Below are 16,001 nucleotides of genomic sequence, written 5' to 3'. Positions count from 1 at the left end.
TCATGACCATGATCCAATGTATCTCGCCTATCGATGGTTCGGTTTATGCCGAAAGGCAGGCCATGAGCTTTGAGGAGGCTTCGGCCGCCGTTGAGCGAGCCCGAAAGGCGCAAAAGGGCTGGGCCAAGCGGCCGCTTGAGGAGCGCGTGCAACTCGTGCTCAAGGGCGTCGCGCGCATGAACGAGATGGCCGATGAGGTGGTACCGGAACTCGCCTGGATGATGGGACGCCCGATCCGCTATGGTGGCGAGTTCAAGGGTTTCAACGAGCGCTCCAACTACGTCGCCTCGATTGCAGCCGATGCGCTGGCGCCGATGGTGGTGGAGGAAAGCGCGAGCTTCGAGCGTCGCATCGAGCGCGAGCCGCACGGCGTCGTCTTCGTCATCGCGCCGTGGAACTACCCCTACATGACGGCAATCAACACGGTGGCGCCGGCGCTGATGGCCGGCAACACGGTCGTCATCAAGCACGCCTCGCAGACACTGCTCGTCGGCGAGCGGCTCGTGCGTGCGTTCGTGGAGGCCGGGGTTCCGGACGACGTCTTCGTCAACCTGTTCCTCGACCACGACACGACCTCGGCGCTGATCGCTGCGGGCAAGTTCAACTTCGTCAACTTCACGGGTTCGGTCGAGGGCGGACGCTCCATCGAGCGGGCTGCGGCAGGGACCTTCACCGGGCTTGGGCTGGAGCTCGGCGGCAAGGACCCGGGCTATGTCATGGAGGATGCCGACCTCGATGCCGCCGTCGATACGCTGATGGACGGTGCCACCTACAATTCCGGCCAGTGCTGCTGCGGCATCGAGCGCGTCTACGTGCATGAGTCGCTCTACGACCGGTTCGTGGAAAAGTCGGTCGCATGGGTATCCAACTACAAGCTCGGCAATCCGCTGGAGCAGGAAACGACGCTCGGGCCGATGGCGAACAAGCGTTTTGCCAAGGTGGTGCGCGAGCAGGTCGCGGATGCAGTGTCTCGTGGCGCAAAAGCGCTGGTCGATCCGAAGCTCTTCCCGGCCGATGACGGTGGCGCCTATCTGGCCCCGCAGGTGCTCGTGAACGTCGATCACTCCATGCCGTTCATGACGGAAGAAACCTTCGGTCCCGCCGTCGGCATCATGAAAGTGAAGAACGACCACGAGGCCATCTCGCTGATGAACGACAGCAAATACGGCTTGACCGCCTCGCTCTGGACGCAGGACGCGGAGCGGGCAGGCCGCATCGGCCGCGAGATCGAGACCGGCACCGTGTTCATGAACCGTGCCGACTATCTCGACCCGGCACTGTGCTGGACCGGCGTCAAGGAAACGGGCCGCGGCGGCTCGCTGTCCGTCCTCGGCTTCCACAACCTGACAAGACCCAAGTCCTACCATCTGAAGAAAGTCACGAAATGAATATCGTCGCGAACTGGAGCTATCCGACCGCCTTCAAGCTCGGCCGTGGCCGGATCAAGGAACTTGCCGACGCCTGCAAGTCGCTCGGCATGAAGAAGCCGCTTCTGGTCACCGACCGGGGGCTTGCTTCCATGGCGATCACGACCCACGCGCTGGATATTCTCGAGCAGGCGGGCCTCGGCCGCGCGATCTTCGCCGATGTCGACCCGAACCCCAACGAGAAGAACCTCGAGGCGGGCGTGAAGGCCTTCCGCGACGGGGGGCATGACGGCGTCGTCGCGTTCGGCGGCGGCTCCGGTCTCGACCTCGGCAAGGCCGTTGCCTTCATGGTCGGCCAGACGCGGCCGGTCTGGGATTTCGAGGACATCGGCGACTGGTGGACCCGTGCCAGCACTGAAGGCATCGCGCCGATTGTCGCCGTGCCGACGACCGCGGGCACGGGATCGGAAGTCGGCCGCGCCTCGGTCATCACCAACTCCGAAACGCATGTGAAGAAGATCATCTTCCACCCGAAGTTCCTGCCGGGCGTGGTGATCGCCGATCCGGATCTGACGGTCGGCATGCCGAAGATGATTACCGCCGGAACCGGAATGGATGCCTTCGCCCATTGCCTCGAAGCCTATTGCTCGCCCTTCTATCATCCGATGAGCCAGGGGATTGCGCTGGAAGGCATGCGGCTCGTGAAGGAATTCCTGCCGCGCGCCTACAAGGACGGGACGGACATCGAGGCCCGCACGAACATGATGGCCGCGGCAGCGATGGGAGCGGTCGCGTTCCAGAAGGGGCTCGGCGCCATCCACTCGCTGTCGCACCCGATCGGAGCGGTCTACAACACCCATCACGGGATGACGAACGCCGTGGTCATGCCGCCGGTGCTGCGCTTCAACCGTCCGGCGATCGAGGAAAAGATCGAGCGCGCCGCAGCCTATCTCGGCATTTCCGGGGGCTTCGACGGTTTCTACGATTATGTGCTGTCGTTGCGGGCGGAACTCGACGTGCCGGAAAATCTGACTGCCATGGGCATCAAGCCGGACCGGATCGATGAACTGGCCGCCATGGCGATCGAGGATCCTAGCTGCGGGGGGAACCCGGTGCCCATGACGCTGGAGAACACCAGGCAGCTGTTTCACGACTGCTTCTGAGCTTCGCCGGACCTACGCAGCCACTGGCCTCGGAGCGTTCGCTCCGGGGTCTTTTTCATTGGGCACCACAAATCAGGGACTATATCGTCGCTCGCTGAATTTACGGTTCGTTAACCATGATTAAGCAAGTATGCCGGCAATGCACCATGCTTCTCCGGTGCGCATCTGAGCGATACGGCTCATGCCTCTCAAGGATCGAGAATGCCCGTAATTTCCTTTGCCAATGCCAAGGGTGGAGCCGGAAAGACCACCGCAGCACTCCTCCTCGCAACTGAACTCGCCCACCAGGGCCACCGCGTCGTCATCATGGATTGCGACCCGCAGCACTGGATCAGCCAGTGGGCCGAGATATCCGGTCCGGTGCGCAATCTGGAGGTGATCTCGGAGGTTTCCGTTGCCTCGCTTCAGTGTCACCTGCGGGAGATGGCGGGGCAGGTGGATTTCTTCGTCATCGATCTTGCCGGAGCCAGGGATGCGCTGGTGACGACCGCAGTCGGCCTGTCCGACCACGTGATGATCCCGGTCCAGGGCTCGGCCATGGATGCGAAGGGTGCGGCTCAGATCCTCGATCTCCTGAACCTGATGAAGGAGAAGGCGAACCTCGTCATTTCCCATTCCGTCGTCCTGACCCGCGTCACCTCCATGGTCACGACCAAGGCGCTGGTCGCCATCAAGGGCCTGCTTGCCGCGCGCGGCGTCAACGTCCTGAACACCCCGATCGGTGAGCGCAACGCCTTCAAGGAACTGTTCGAGACGGGCGGCACGCTCCATACGCTCGATCCTGCCAGGGTGAGCAATCTCGATAAAGGGCGGGAAAATGCCGCCGCCTTTGCCCAGGAGGTGCTTCGCCTGATGCCGGCCAAGGTGGTGCGCTCGGGAAAATTGCGGCCGGCCGCCTCAGGACGCTTGGCGGCCTGAACTGACCGTAAGACCTGCTTCCCCACGAAAAAGGCGCGCGAGGCGCCTTTTTCTATTCCACGAATTCGACGCTCACGCCGGGTTTGACCATCTTTGCCAGTTCGGTGGCGTCCCAGTTGGTCAGGCGGATGCAGCCATGGGAGTTGGTCTTGCCGATCTTCGACGGCTCAGGCGTGCCGTGGATGCCGTAGCTCGGCTTGGACAACGCGATCCAGACGGTGCCGACGGGGCCATTCGGTCCGGGAGGAATCTGCAGGATCTTGTCGTTGTTGCCCTGCTTGAAATTGATCTTCGGATTATAGGTGTAGCCGGGATCGAGCGCCACGCGCTCCACATTGTGGGTGCCCGTCGGCGAAGGGGTGTCGGTAGAGCCGATCGTGGCCGGGTAGGCGGCGATCAACGCGCCGTCCTCGCCATAGGCAAAGACCTGCTTCTTGCTCTTATCGGCGACGATGCGCGCGACAGTGCCCTTCTTCGGCTGGCCGGGATTGATGACCTTGATGATCGTCCCGGGGACCGAGAAGTCCTTGTCCGGGTTGAGCGCCTTCAGGTAGTTCTCGTCCATGTGGAACTGCTCGGCCAGTTTTTCGCTGGTGGAGGTATAGGACATCGCGGGCATTTGCGCCTTTTCGGCGTAGTCATCCGGAATGGATGCGACGAAGGGGCCGGCCGCATCGGCAGCCGTGATGGTGTAGTCGACGATCGGCAGGCCGCCGGAATAGGCGAGCCTCTGCAGGATGTCCTCGGAATTGTTCGGGTCGAGGGTTTCGCCGGTCATCTCCTGCCAGGCGGCGATGGCCTTGTTCACGTTGTCGCCCAGATGCCCGTCGATGACGCCGGGCGAGATGCCTTCGCGGTCGAGGAAGACCTGCAAGGCGGCGATCTCCGCCTGCGGCTTCTTGGTAACGGCAATGATCGGCTTTTCGGGCTCCAGGGCTCGCGCCGGCTGCTGCTCGCGGTCAATGGAAGCGTAATCGTCCTCCGGCTGGTCGCCGGGAAAGGGCTGGTCCTCGAGCGGCAACCGGGTGATGGAGCCGCGGTCGGGCACGGACCCGGTGAACTCACCTGGTTCGCCGGGACGATATTCGCGGTAGTCCCGGTATCCAGCCTCATCCCGGTAGCGCCTGTAGCCGCCCGGCGCCGGCGGGTAGCGGTCGAAGTCCGGCGCGCCATAGGCATCGCGCGGTATTTCCGTCGCGACGACCTCGCCATAACGGTCGATCAGGATGCGCCGCCCGGTCCGGTCGCGGCTGATAACGACCTCATCCTGCTCGGGAACGTAATCCAGAATGCTGCCGTCGGGAGCGACGAGAAGCGTATCGGGGGCGTAGGGGTCGTAGAAGCTCTGTGCCGAAGCGGGCGTAACGCCCTGCGTCGCCAGGAGTGCCAGCCCGACGGTTGCGGTGAGAAGATACTTCACGGTGCCACCAGCATTCTTGATCGTCATGTCTCATAAAATCCCAAAGCGGCCCAACGTTCCCGCGCGTGCGTGGTTCGCCACAGACAAGCAGAATTTGACGCTAGTGTGAAAAAGGTGAATTCGTCATGAACGCGACGTTAATTTCTCCTCACGATCTGGTAACGAGTTTGTTTGGGGAACGAGGACATCCGCATGAAAGCCTTCTCAGCATCCGCCGGTCCGCGCCTCTTTCTGGATGAGGGCTCCGTGCTCGACGTGGGCTCCTGCTTCGTCGGTGCCGTGGATCTGGCGCCCGGTCGCGCCATTCCGGACGACGGTGATCCGCGAATCGATCATTCGCTCCAGGGCTTTCTCTTCACCTGCGGGCCGGACCATGTCCGGCATCCGGAGCCGATATCCGGGCGCAAGGATGGCAAGAAATATCCTCTGCACGGTTCGTTTTCGTCTCATCCCGCGGAAATCCTCTTTTGGGACGTGCAGGAGGGGGACGCGGAATGCCGGGCGCGGGTGCCGGTCGTTCTTGCGGACGGCGGCAGGGCTCTGCTGGAACGGCACTGGCGCATCGATGGCAAGAGCGGCGAAGTCTGCCTGTCCGACCGGCTCACCAATACCGGGACGAGTCCTTTCCCGCCCGTGCAGATGTACCATATGAACATCGGTGCCTGGCTGTTCGACGGCGAGGTGCGGCTCACGGGACAGATGTTGGAAAACGGCAGTCTGCCCTGGAATTTCGGCGAGGATCCCGGCGGTGTCTTCTGTGTGCCGGCGGCCCGCCAGGGCGAGGCCTGGGCGGAGGTCTGCCTGGGACCGATCGCGGCGATCGGCGGCCTTACTCTGAAGGTGAAGTTCCGTACCGATACGCTCCCCTGGCTGCAGGTCTGGCGCAACCAGGAGGCGCCGGCGCATGTCCTCGGCATCGAGCCCGTCTCGCACCGCTGGGTGAACCGCGAGGAGCTCGCCGAGCGCGGCGAGATGAAGCCGCTCAAGCCGGGCAAGAGCATCGAATACGGCCTGCGGTTCTGCTTTGCCTGACCTTCCCTCGATTGACGCCCTGCCGGCTGCGGCGTAAGGGTTCAGCCAGACAGAGAGCCGGAGGAAGACGCCCATGGATATCCGCCAGATCAACGACGAATACGCCGTGACCGGACAGATCCGGATCGAGGATCTCGACCAGATCAAGGCGATGGGCTTCAAGTCGATCGTCTGCAACCGTCCCGACGAGGAGGAGCCCGGCCAGCCGCGCTTCGCAGAGATTGCCGCCAGGGCCGAAGAACTGGGCCTCGAGATCAAGCACGTTCCCGTCGGTCGCATGGGCGTCGACGCGGACGCGGTCAACGGCATGGTCGATGCGCTCGACGAACTGCCGCGGCCGATGCTCGGCTATTGCCGCTCCGGCGCCCGTTCCACCACCATTTACGAAAAGAGCCAGCACCTCCGCGGCTAGCACCCTCCGAGGCCGGTTTGCGCCGGCCAATCCTCAGCAGCTCGAACCTTCCAGGAGCATTCATGAGCATCAAGCGCATCGAACCCGGCGCCCGCATGAGCGGCGCCGTCGTCCACGGCAATACCGTCTATCTGTCCGGCCAGGTCGGTGAGGGCGAGACCGTGAAGGAACAGTGCGAATACGCGCTGCGCGAGGTCGATCGCCTGCTGGCAGCCGCAGGCTCCGACAAGTCGAAGATCCTGCAGACGCTGATCTACCTCTCGGACATGTCTTATTTCGCCGAGATGAATGCCGCCTGGGAAGCCTGGGTCGATCCGGCCAACACGCCGGCCCGCGCCACCAGCGAAGCAAAGCTTGCGGCGCCGAAGTACAAGGTCGAGTTCACCGTTACTGCCGCGATCTGATCGGATCTGCCGACAATAAAAAAGGGCCGGAGCAGCGATGCTCCGGCCCTTTCGTATTCCGGGACAGGTCAGGCCTTTTCGCGGATCTGCGTCAGCGTCCGCGTCGGGGTGATGGCTTCGGCATCCAGCTTGACCTCGAGGATCGCCGGCTTGCCGCTGGCCCGTGCCCGTTCGAAGGCGGACGCGAAATCCTCCGTCCGTTCCACCAGTTCCCCATGCCCACCATAGGCCTGGGCGAAGGCGACGAAGTCGGGGTTCACCAGGTCGGTGGCGCTGACGCGGCCGGGATATTCCCGCTCCTGATGCATGCGGATCGTGCCGTAGGTGCCGTTGTTCACCAGCACTGTGATGATCGGTAGGTTGTAGCGGACGGCCGTGATGAATTCCTGGCCGTGCATCATGAAGCAGCCGTCGCCGGCAAAGCAGATGACCTCGCGCTCCGGGAAGAGCTGCTTGGCGGCAACCGCTGCCGGCAGGCCATACCCCATGGAACCGGAGGTGGGAGCTGCCTGGGTATTGAACCTGCGGAAGCGGTGGAACCGGTGAACCCAGGTTGCGTAGTTGCCGGCGCCGTTGGTGAAGATCGTATCCTGCGCCGTATTGGCCTCGATCCAGTCCATGACGGGCCCCATCTGGACCTTGCCGGGTCCGGTCTGCGGCGGGGTTGACCACTTCAGGTAGACGTCGTGCATCGCGGACTTGCGCTCCGCCCAGAGCGGAGCCGCCGGCGGCTCGAGATCCTGCAGCGCGGCGGCAAATTCTGCGGGTGCTGCGCAGATGGCCAGATCCGGCCGGTAGATGCGCCCCAGTTCCTCCGGATCGGGATAGACATGAACGAGCTTCTGGGCCGGGTAGGGGATGTCGATCAGTGTATAGCTGGATGACGGCATTTCGGACATGCGAGCGCCGACGAGGACAAGCAGGTCTGCTCCCTTGATCTCCTTGGCAAGCGCCGGATTGATGCCGATGCCGACATCGCCGGCATAGCTCGGATGCAGGTGGTCGAAGAGCATCTGCCGGCGGAAGGAGCAGCCAACCGGTACCTTGAAGCGGCTGGCGAACTCCTGGAACCCGGCGATCGCGTCTTCGCTCCAGCGCGTGCCGCCAAGGATGAACATCGGCCGCTGCGCCTCCTTCAGCATGGCTTCGAATTGCTTCATCTGGCTGGGGCCCGGATGGGCTTCGACGGGCGTGTAGGCTTGCGCTGCCGGAGCCTCCACCTCGTCCACCAGCATGTCTTCCGGCAGAGTCAGCACGACAGGGCCGGGGCGACCGGAGGTTGCGACGGCGAAGGCACGCGTGACAAATTCGGGGATGCGCCGGGCGTCGTCGATCTCGCCGACCCATTTGGCGAACTCGGTGAAGGCGCGCCGGTACTCGACCTCCTGGAAGGCTTCCCGTTCGCGGGCGTCACGCTGTACCTGGCCGATGAAGAGGATCATCGGGATGGAATCCTGCCGGGCGATGTGAAGGCCGGCCGACGCATTGGTGGCGCCCGGACCGCGGGTGACCATGCAGATGCCCGGCACACCCGTAAGCCTTCCCCAGCAGTCAGCCATCATCGCGGCGCCGCCTTCCTGGCGGCAGACCATCACGTCAATGCCGCTGTCATGGAGTGCGTCCAGGACGGCCAGGTAACTTTCGCCCGGCACGCAGGATACGCGCTCCACGCCGTTCGCCTTCAGCGCCTCGACGATCAGTTGGCCACCCGTCTTCATAGATCTTTCCCCTTCAATTCCATCTGTTCCAGTTCCGCCAGAACGGCGGCCGTGTGTTCGCCGAGCGCCGGGCTCGGGCGGTCGTAGGTGAGCGGCGTCTCGGTCAGGATGATCGGGGTGCGGACGCTCGGGATGACCGTGCCGTCTGCTGCCTCGAGATCGACGCGCAGTCCGCGGGCCTCGATCTGGGGATCGCCGAACATCTCGGCGATCGAGTTGATCGGTCCGGCCGGCACGGCGTTCTCGCCGCAGGCGGCGAGCAGGTCGGCCTTCGACCGTTTTTCCGTTTCGGCCAAGAGCAGGCGCCGGACCTCGATGCGGTTGGCGACACGCGCCTTGTTGGTGGCGAAGCGTTCGTCGTCGGCGAGGTGTTCCACGCCGAGAAGCTTGCAAAAGCGCCGGAACTGCCCGTCATTGCCGACCGCGAGGATGATGTAACCATCGGCGACGGGGATCACCTCATAGGGGCTGATGTTCGGATGTGCGTTGCCAAGGCGAGACGGTGCAGCGCCCGAGATCAGGTAGTTCATGTTCTGGTTGGCCAGCACCGCTGACATCACGTCCAGCAGCGCCATGTCCACCAACTGGCCTTCGCCTGTCTTCATGGCGTGGATGAGGGCTGCCTGGATCGCGGTGACGGCATAGATACCCGTGAAGATGTCGGCGATGGCGACGCCCGCCTTCATCGGCTGGCCGTCCGGCTCGCCGGTGATCGACATGAAGCCGGACATGCCCTGCACGATATAGTCATAGCCGGCGAGGCTGGCATAGGGGCCGTCCTGGCCGAAGCCGGTGATGGAGCAGTAGATGAGCCTTGGGTTGATCGCCTTCAGGCTTTCGTAGTCGAGGCCGTATTTCTTCAGGCCGCCCAATTTGAAGTTCTCGATGACCACGTCCGCAGTCGCCACGAGCCGCCGGACGATCTCCTGGCCTTCCTCCGTCTTGAGGTCCACCGCGATCGAGCGCTTGCCGCGGTTGGTGGAGTGATAGTAGGCGGCCGACAGATTTTCGCCGTCCTTGCCCTCGACGAAGGGAGGCCCCCAGGCACGAGTATCGTCGCCGCCTTCGGGATGCTCAACCTTGATGACATCGGCGCCCATGTCGGCCAGCATCTGTCCGGCCCAGGGGCCGGCGAGCACACGGGCGAGTTCGATGACGCGGATGCCGGCAAGCGGCGGTTTCTTCGGACTGTTCTGGGTCATGGGTACTTCGTTCACGGTGCGGCCATTGTTTCGGTCGTGGTGACAGGACTGGAGGCAACGCGCCTTTCGCGCCAGATGATGTAGAGGCCGGAGCCGACGATGATGGCGATGCCGAGCCACTTCACCGCGTCCGGGAAATCCCGGAAGACGAGCCAGCCGAAGAGCGTCGCGGAGACGATCTCAAAATACTGGAGCGGCGCGAGCACGGATGCGGGTGCGACCCGGTAGGCATAGGTCGCGAGGATGCCGGAGAGCGCGGCGAAGAAGCCGACCGCGACCAGCCAAAGGCAGACGGTGAGATCCGGGATCGACGGCGCCAGGAAGGCGACGTCCGTCCAGTCGCCGATCAGAAGCAGCACGCCGCAGATCGGCACGCCCCAGAGCGACATCTGGAACTGCATCGCCCACGGATTTTCCTTCTGTGCCAGGGCCCGGGTCATCAGCGCGAAGACCGCGACGCAGAGTGCGGTGATGACCGGCAACACGGAGATCAGCCCCACCTCCTCGAAGCTCGGGCGGATCACGATCATCGCTCCGAAGAAGCCGATGCCGCAGGCAGTATAGCGCCGCCAGCCGATCGTCTCGCCGAGGAAGATGCTGGCAAGGATGGTCAGGATGATTGGTTCAACGAAGAAGATGGCGATCGCGTCGGCAACCGGCATGACGGCAAGCGTTGCTACGAAGCAGATCATGGACAGGGTTATGATCGCAGCGCGGACCGCGTGGCAGGCGCTCATGCGCCAGGAGAAATTCCGCCAGAGCCCGTTCCACATCACGATGGGCAGCATGAACAGGGCCTGGAAGACGAAGCGCGCGGCGGTGATCATCGTCGGGGATGTGGTGACGGTCGCGAGCTTCGCGAAGATATCGATCAGCGGTGCCGCCAGCATGGCCAGCAGCATCAGCAGGAGGCCGTTCACGATGGCCGAGGTGGGTGCGGATGGCGTGGCAGGGCCACCGGCCGGTGAAGTCATGCGTTCCACTCTTGCGACATGCGGAGCGCCCGACGCCGCTGCCGCGCACAATCTATAGCCAAGCTTGGTCGGAAACGCACTTGATGAAATATCAACAGTTCATTCCGTTTGCAGCGGAAGTGCCCCCTCTGCCCAGTCCGCGAACTCCTCCATGGCCTGCCGGCGCACCTTCTCCTTCAACGTCTCGTGACGGGTGTCCGGCCAGAGTTTGGCGGTCACCTGCGACAGGCCTGCGCGGCGCAGATGCTCGGCAAGCCAGAGGATTTCCCTGCCGCGATTGGTGGCCGGGTCGTCCGTCCCGCCGATGAGGTGAACCGGCATGGTCTTCGGCAGGCGTCCGACCAGCGCCGGTCCTCGGAAGGTCATCGCGAAGAGGTCGATCCAGAGGGAGACGCTGGCATCGAATCCGCAGAGCGGATCGGCAATGTACTTATCGACTTCCTTCGGGTCGCTGCTCAGCCAGTCGAAGTCCGTCCTCTTTTCCGGCATCGAGCGGCCCCAGGCGCGGAAGGTCGCCTTGGGAAGAATGGTGCTCGGTACGTCGGCACCCTTCAGGGCCTTCTCCGCCTTGAGGACGAGTTGTGCGAAGCGGCCGGACGGGCCCGGATGGAGGTTGGAATTCCAGACTGCGAGGCCTTGATAGTCCGAAGGGCGGTCGGAGGCGGCGTTGAGCGCGATCAGCCCCCCCATCGAGTGGCCGAACAGGAGGACGGGAAGGCCAGGATGGGCGTCAAGGGCGTGCATGCGCATCATGTGGACGTCCTCGACGACCTTGCGGTCTCCGTTGCGGGCGGCGAAGCGGCCGAGCGGCGCGTCCGGCGCGGTGGTCGCGCCATGCCCCCGGTGGTCGTGGGCATAGACATGCCATCCCCGGCCGGCCATCAGCGCCGCGAACTCGCCGTAGCGGCGGGAGTGTTCGGCCAGCCCGTGGCATATCAGCAGTATGCCGCGGGCGCTTCCGGCGGCCGGCTGGTAATGGTAGGCGAGGCTCGCGCCGGTCGCGCTCTCCAGCCGCCTGGTCTCTTCGAACATCGCGTCCCCTCCGTGTGCCCGCATTGCCCCCGCGGCGCATTTCGCCTACATAGCGGCAACTTCCATTCCCGCCTGGAGCATTCAATTCATGGCACGCCAGTTCATCTATCACATGGCCGGACTGAACAAGTCCTACGGCAACAAGAAGATCCTCGAGAACATCCACCTGTCCTTCTATCCGGACGCCAAGATCGGCATCCTCGGCCCGAACGGTGCGGGTAAGTCGACGGTGCTGAAGATCATGGCCGGGCTCGACAAGGAATACACGGGCGAAGCCTGGCTCGCCGAAGGGGCGACGCTCGGCTACCTGCCGCAGGAGCCGCAGCTCGATCCGGCGCTGAACGTCTTCGGCAACGTGATGGAAGGCGTGGCCGACAAGAAGGCGATCCTCGACCGCTACAACGAGTTGATGATGAATTATTCCGACGAGACGGCGGAAGAGGGAGCCAAGCTCCAGGACATCATCGACAGCCAGAACCTCTGGGACCTCGAAAGCCAGGTCGAGATGGCGATGGAGGCCCTGCGCTGCCCGCCGGGTGATGCGACGATCGACAACCTCTCGGGTGGTGAGAAGCGCCGCGTCGCGCTCTGCCAGTTGTTGTTGCGCCAGCCCGACCTGCTGCTGCTCGACGAGCCGACCAACCATCTCGACGCCGAGACAATCGCCTGGCTCGAAAAGCACCTGCGCGAATATCCGGGCGCCATCCTGATGGTCACCCACGACCGCTACTTCCTCGACAACGTCACCGGCTGGATCCTCGAACTCGACCGAGGCCGTGGCATTCCTTACGAAGGCAACTATTCCGCGTATCTGCAGGCCAAGGCGAAGCGCCTGGCGCAGGAAGAGCGTGAGGAAGGCAGTCGCCAGAAGGCTCTGTCGCGCGAGCAGGAGTGGATCGCTTCGAGCCCAAAGGCCCGCCAGGCGAAGTCGAAGGCCCGTATTCGCGCCTATGACGAACTGGTGGCCGCGGCCGAAAATCGTCGTCCCGGCGAAGCCCAGATCATCATCCCGGTCGGAGAGCGTCTCGGCAATGTCGTCATCGAGGCGGAGAACATCACCAAGGCCTATGACGGCCGCGTGCTCTTCGAAAACCTGTCCTTCAAGCTGCCGCCCGGCGGCATCGTCGGTGTGATCGGCCCGAACGGCGCCGGCAAGACGACGCTCTTCAGGATGATCACCGGCCAGGAAAAGCCCGATAGCGGCGACATTCGCATTGGTGATACCGTCCACCTCGGCTATGTCGACCAGAGCCGCGACTCGCTCGACGGCAACAAGAATGTCTGGGAAGAGATCTCCGGCGGCAACGACATCATCAAGCTCGGCAAGTACGAGATGAATTCCCGCGCCTATTGCGGCGCCTTCAACTTCAAGGGCGGCGACCAGCAGCAGAAGGTGGGCAACCTGTCGGGAGGGCAGCGCAACCGCGTACATCTCGCCAAGATGCTGAAGGCCGGCGGCAACGTGCTGCTGCTCGACGAGCCGACCAACGACCTCGACACCGAAACGCTGTCGGCCCTCGAGGACGCACTGGAAAACTTCGCCGGCTGCGCCGTCATCATCAGCCACGACCGCATGTTCCTGGACCGCCTCGCAACCCATATCCTGGCTTTCGAGGGTGACAGCCATGTCGAATGGTTCGAGGGCAATTTCGAGGACTACGAGCAGGACAAGATCCGCCGCCTCGGCCCCGAATCGGTCAATCCGAAGCGTGTGACCTACAAGCGACTGACACGCTGATTCAGTCGCATGGTCGTGCCGCAGGCGCTCGGATGCCTGTGGCACGACTGCTGCGGACGGCCGTATTTGCGGCATCTCAAACTGGTAGCAATATACTGGTGCGACAATTGACAATTGTCATTCGCAAGGCGGGATATTTCCTTGCGGTTGTATTTCTTAGTCTCTTCTTAACGTCCGGGTCGCTTATTCCGAGCCGCGCATGACGCGCAGAGCCTGCCGGCATGAAGCCTGCTTATGGAGTGCTTTCATGCGACTTGTGGATGTTTCAATCAGCCGCCGGCTCCTTGCCGCGGTGGCCTTTCCGTTGCTTGCCGTCGTCTATTTCGCCTACGCCCAGATCGGGGACAGGTGGCGTACCTACCAGAACATGAATCAGGTCATGACGGTGAGCGACGGCCTGTCCGCCGTGGGCAATATGGTCCATCGTCTCCAGGTCGAGCGTGGCCTCACGGCCGGGTTCATCGGCTCCCAAGGTCAGAGGGGTGCAAGCCAGCTGCGCGAGGCGCGGACATCCACGGATACGGCGATCGGCGGCTTCCTCGGTCTCGGCGAAAAGCTCTCCGCCATCGGAGATGGTGCTCTGGCGACCGGAATGGAGGACGAACTGTCACGGCTGCGCGCAACGCGTGCGTCCATCGACGCGCTTTCCACGTCCGCAGCGGAATCATTCGCGTTCTATACCGACACGATAGCGCGGTTGATCTCGCTGTCGGGCGATCTGCTTCGCATGGAAGCGAATGCGGAAGTTTCGACGGCGATGGGCGCCTACATGCAGCTTCTGCAGGCCAAGGAGCTTGCAGGGCAGGAGCGGGCTCTCGGCAACGGCTTCATCACCGCCGGCAGGGTCGATCCGGCGCGCTTCCAGGCCTTTGCGGCCATAGCCGGAGGGCAGGAGGCGTTGATGGGCGCCTTCCTGGCGTCCCAGGACTCCCCGTTGGCGCAGGAGTATCGCCGCCAGCTTGAGAACGCTGTCGGAAGCCTGGCGTCCATGAGGGAGCGGCTGGTGATCAACGGCGCCGGGGCGGATATCTCAGACATGGACAGCGACCTCTGGTTCTCCACGGCCACGCGGCGCATCGATGCGATGAAGCTCATCGAAGACGACACCCTCGCTCGGATATCCACGACTGCAACCAGCGATGCGGAGCAGGCACTGCGCAGCCTGATTGCCATCGCGGTGGCATGCACGGGCGCTGTTCTGCTGGCCGTCGGTCTTTCGGTGCTGATGGCGATGACCGTCGTGAAGCCATTGAACCGGCTCGTGCAATACATGGCCCGTCTTGCCGGCGGGGAGATCGGGTCCGTCGATATGGCGTCGGGCCGCAAGGATGAGATCGGCGAGATGGAACAGGCGGTGGAGATTTTCCGTCGGGCGGCCATCCGCAATGGCGACCTTGAGATCGAGGCGGAGGCCACGCGGCGCCGGGCGGCGGCGGAGCGCGAGGAGATGCAGCGCATTGCCGAGCAGGAGGCCGAGATCCGGCTCAACCAGGCGACCGGCGCCCTGGCCGCGGGACTGCGGCAGCTGGCGCGTGGAGACATGCTTTGCCAGATCGACAAGCCCTTTGCGTCGCAATTCGAGCCGCTTCGCCACGACTTCAACACCTCGGTCGATCAGTTGCGCCAGGCCCTGCTCAGGGTCGGCAGATCGGTTTCCACCGTCACCGGCGGGTCCAGGGAAATCTCGGAAGCTTCGGACAACCTGGCGCGGCGAACGGAGCAGCAGGCGGCGTCCCTGGAGGAAACCGCCGCCGCTCTTGAGGAAATCACCTCGAATGTCAGCTCGACCTCCCGACGCACCGATCAGGCGCGGGACGTCGCAAGGGAGGCGCGCACCAAGGCCGACCAGTCCGGAAAGGTCGTCCGCGATGCGGTCACCGCCATGGAGCGGATCGAGCAATCCTCCAAGCAGATCGGCCAGATCATCTCGGTCATTGACGAGATCGCCTTCCAGACCAACCTGCTGGCCCTCAATGCCGGCGTCGAGGCGGCCCGTGCGGGCGAGGCCGGCAAGGGCTTTGCGGTCGTGGCTCAGGAGGTCCGCGAGCTTGCGCAGCGGTCGGCCAATGCCGCCAAGGAGATCAAGAGCCTCATCGACAGCTCTGCCGTGGCCGTCGGTGACGGCGTGCGGCTGGTCAGCAACACGGGCGAGGGCCTCGGCACCATTGAGCAGCTCGTTCAGACGATCAACATGCACATGGAAGCCATTGCCACTGCCGCACAGGAGCAGGCAGCCGGGCTCGCGCAGGTCAATACCGCCGTCAACCATATGGACGAGGCCACGCAGCAGAATGCCGCGATGGTCGAGGAGATGAACGCGGCAGGGGCAGGCCTTGCGCAGGAGAGTGCGACCCTCAGCGAACTTCTGTCCCGCTTCAACCTCGGCGACGGTGTGCAGCAGTTGCAGGCAACCGCCGCTCGGATGCGGCGTCCAGCGACCGCTCCGGATTCGGAAGCTCCTGCGGCGCCGGTGCGTCACGCCCCCCAAGCCTTACGTCGCTCCTCCGTTGTGGGCAGCGCAGCCCTGGCTCAGACACCTGCGGAGGATTGGCAGGAGTTCTGACGGAACAACGGATGAAGAGATGAAAGGGGGCGGGGTGCTGCAGGTGCCCCGCCCTTGA

13 protein-coding genes are annotated in these 16,001 nt (G+C 63.7%); 8 read left to right on the top strand and 5 right to left on the bottom strand.

Features of this window, described 5'->3' with window-relative positions; genetic code table 11:
• Positions 1–2 precede the first annotated feature (2 nt).
• The 3 genes from RTCK_RS01650 (at position 3) to RTCK_RS01640 (ending at position 3,448) form a co-directional block, all read left to right on the top strand.
• Positions 3–1,388, top strand: coding sequence for an aldehyde dehydrogenase family protein (locus tag RTCK_RS01650; protein WP_142591104.1), 1,386 nt, complete (start codon positions 3–5; stop codon positions 1,386–1,388).
• A complete protein-coding gene (locus RTCK_RS01645; protein WP_142591102.1) occupies positions 1,385–2,530 on the top strand; it encodes an iron-containing alcohol dehydrogenase in 1,146 nt (381 codons plus the stop codon). Before RTCK_RS01650 ends, RTCK_RS01645 begins: the two co-directional genes overlap by 4 nt.
• Positions 2,531–2,731: 201 nt before the next feature.
• Positions 2,732–3,448 (top strand): ParA family protein, encoded by a 717-nt coding sequence (locus RTCK_RS01640; protein WP_142591101.1) that lies wholly within the window; start codon positions 2,732–2,734, stop codon positions 3,446–3,448.
• Positions 3,449–3,500: 52 nt separating this feature from the next.
• On the opposite strand, the gene RTCK_RS01635 is transcribed toward RTCK_RS01640, so the two are convergent.
• Entirely contained in the window at positions 3,501–4,895 is a 1,395-nt protein-coding gene (locus RTCK_RS01635; RefSeq protein WP_142591099.1) for a L,D-transpeptidase, read from the bottom strand.
• 165 nt (positions 4,896–5,060) lie between these two features.
• On the opposite strand from RTCK_RS01635, the gene RTCK_RS01630 reads away from it, so the two are divergent.
• The 3 genes from RTCK_RS01630 to RTCK_RS01620 all read left to right on the top strand — a co-directional run bounded on the left by RTCK_RS01630 (position 5,061) and on the right by RTCK_RS01620 (position 6,716).
• On the top strand, positions 5,061–5,900 hold the full coding sequence (locus tag RTCK_RS01630) for a DUF4432 family protein (RefSeq protein ID WP_142591097.1): 840 nt from the start codon (positions 5,061–5,063) through the stop codon (positions 5,898–5,900).
• A gap of 73 nt (positions 5,901–5,973) precedes the next feature.
• Complete coding sequence (locus tag RTCK_RS01625) at positions 5,974–6,312, top strand: TIGR01244 family sulfur transferase (RefSeq protein ID WP_142520244.1); 339 nt, start codon at positions 5,974–5,976, stop codon at positions 6,310–6,312.
• Between the two features lie 62 nt (positions 6,313–6,374).
• On the top strand, positions 6,375–6,716 hold the full coding sequence (locus tag RTCK_RS01620; protein ID WP_142520245.1) for a RidA family protein: 342 nt from the start codon (positions 6,375–6,377) through the stop codon (positions 6,714–6,716).
• A 68-nt stretch (positions 6,717–6,784) separates the two neighbouring features.
• Here the strand turns inward: RTCK_RS01620 and RTCK_RS01615 are convergent, their stop codons facing one another.
• The 4 genes from RTCK_RS01615 to RTCK_RS01600 all read right to left on the bottom strand — a co-directional run bounded on the left by RTCK_RS01615 (position 6,785) and on the right by RTCK_RS01600 (position 11,642).
• Entirely contained in the window at positions 6,785–8,434 is a 1,650-nt protein-coding gene (locus RTCK_RS01615; RefSeq protein ID WP_142591095.1) for a thiamine pyrophosphate-binding protein, read from the bottom strand.
• Complete coding sequence (locus RTCK_RS01610) at positions 8,431–9,636, bottom strand: CaiB/BaiF CoA transferase family protein (RefSeq protein ID WP_142591093.1); 1,206 nt, start codon at positions 9,634–9,636, stop codon at positions 8,431–8,433. The genes RTCK_RS01615 and RTCK_RS01610 overlap by 4 nt, the downstream gene beginning before the upstream one ends.
• Positions 9,637–9,647: 11 nt before the next feature.
• Complete coding sequence (locus tag RTCK_RS01605; protein ID WP_142591091.1) at positions 9,648–10,610, bottom strand: DMT family transporter; 963 nt, start codon at positions 10,608–10,610, stop codon at positions 9,648–9,650.
• 99 nt (positions 10,611–10,709) lie between these two features.
• Positions 10,710–11,642, bottom strand: a complete 933-nt coding sequence (locus RTCK_RS01600) for an alpha/beta fold hydrolase (protein WP_142591090.1) — start codon at positions 11,640–11,642, stop codon at positions 10,710–10,712.
• Between the two features lie 88 nt (positions 11,643–11,730).
• On the opposite strand from RTCK_RS01600, the gene ettA reads away from it, so the two are divergent.
• Positions 11,731–13,380: an energy-dependent translational throttle protein EttA gene (gene ettA, locus RTCK_RS01595; RefSeq protein ID WP_142591088.1), complete on the top strand. Its 1,650-nt coding sequence runs from the start codon at positions 11,731–11,733 to the stop codon at positions 13,378–13,380.
• A 247-nt stretch (positions 13,381–13,627) separates the two neighbouring features.
• Positions 13,628–15,943, top strand: a complete 2,316-nt coding sequence (locus RTCK_RS01590; RefSeq protein WP_235988462.1) for a methyl-accepting chemotaxis protein — start codon at positions 13,628–13,630, stop codon at positions 15,941–15,943.
• The last annotated feature ends 58 nt before the right edge of the window (positions 15,944–16,001 follow it).

The organism is Pseudorhizobium endolithicum (assembly GCF_902153245.2).
Lineage (GTDB): Bacteria > Pseudomonadota > Alphaproteobacteria > Rhizobiales > Rhizobiaceae > Neorhizobium > Neorhizobium endolithicum.
Note: the sequence above shows the minus strand (reverse complement) of the source record. Positions and strands in the feature narration are given on the sequence as shown.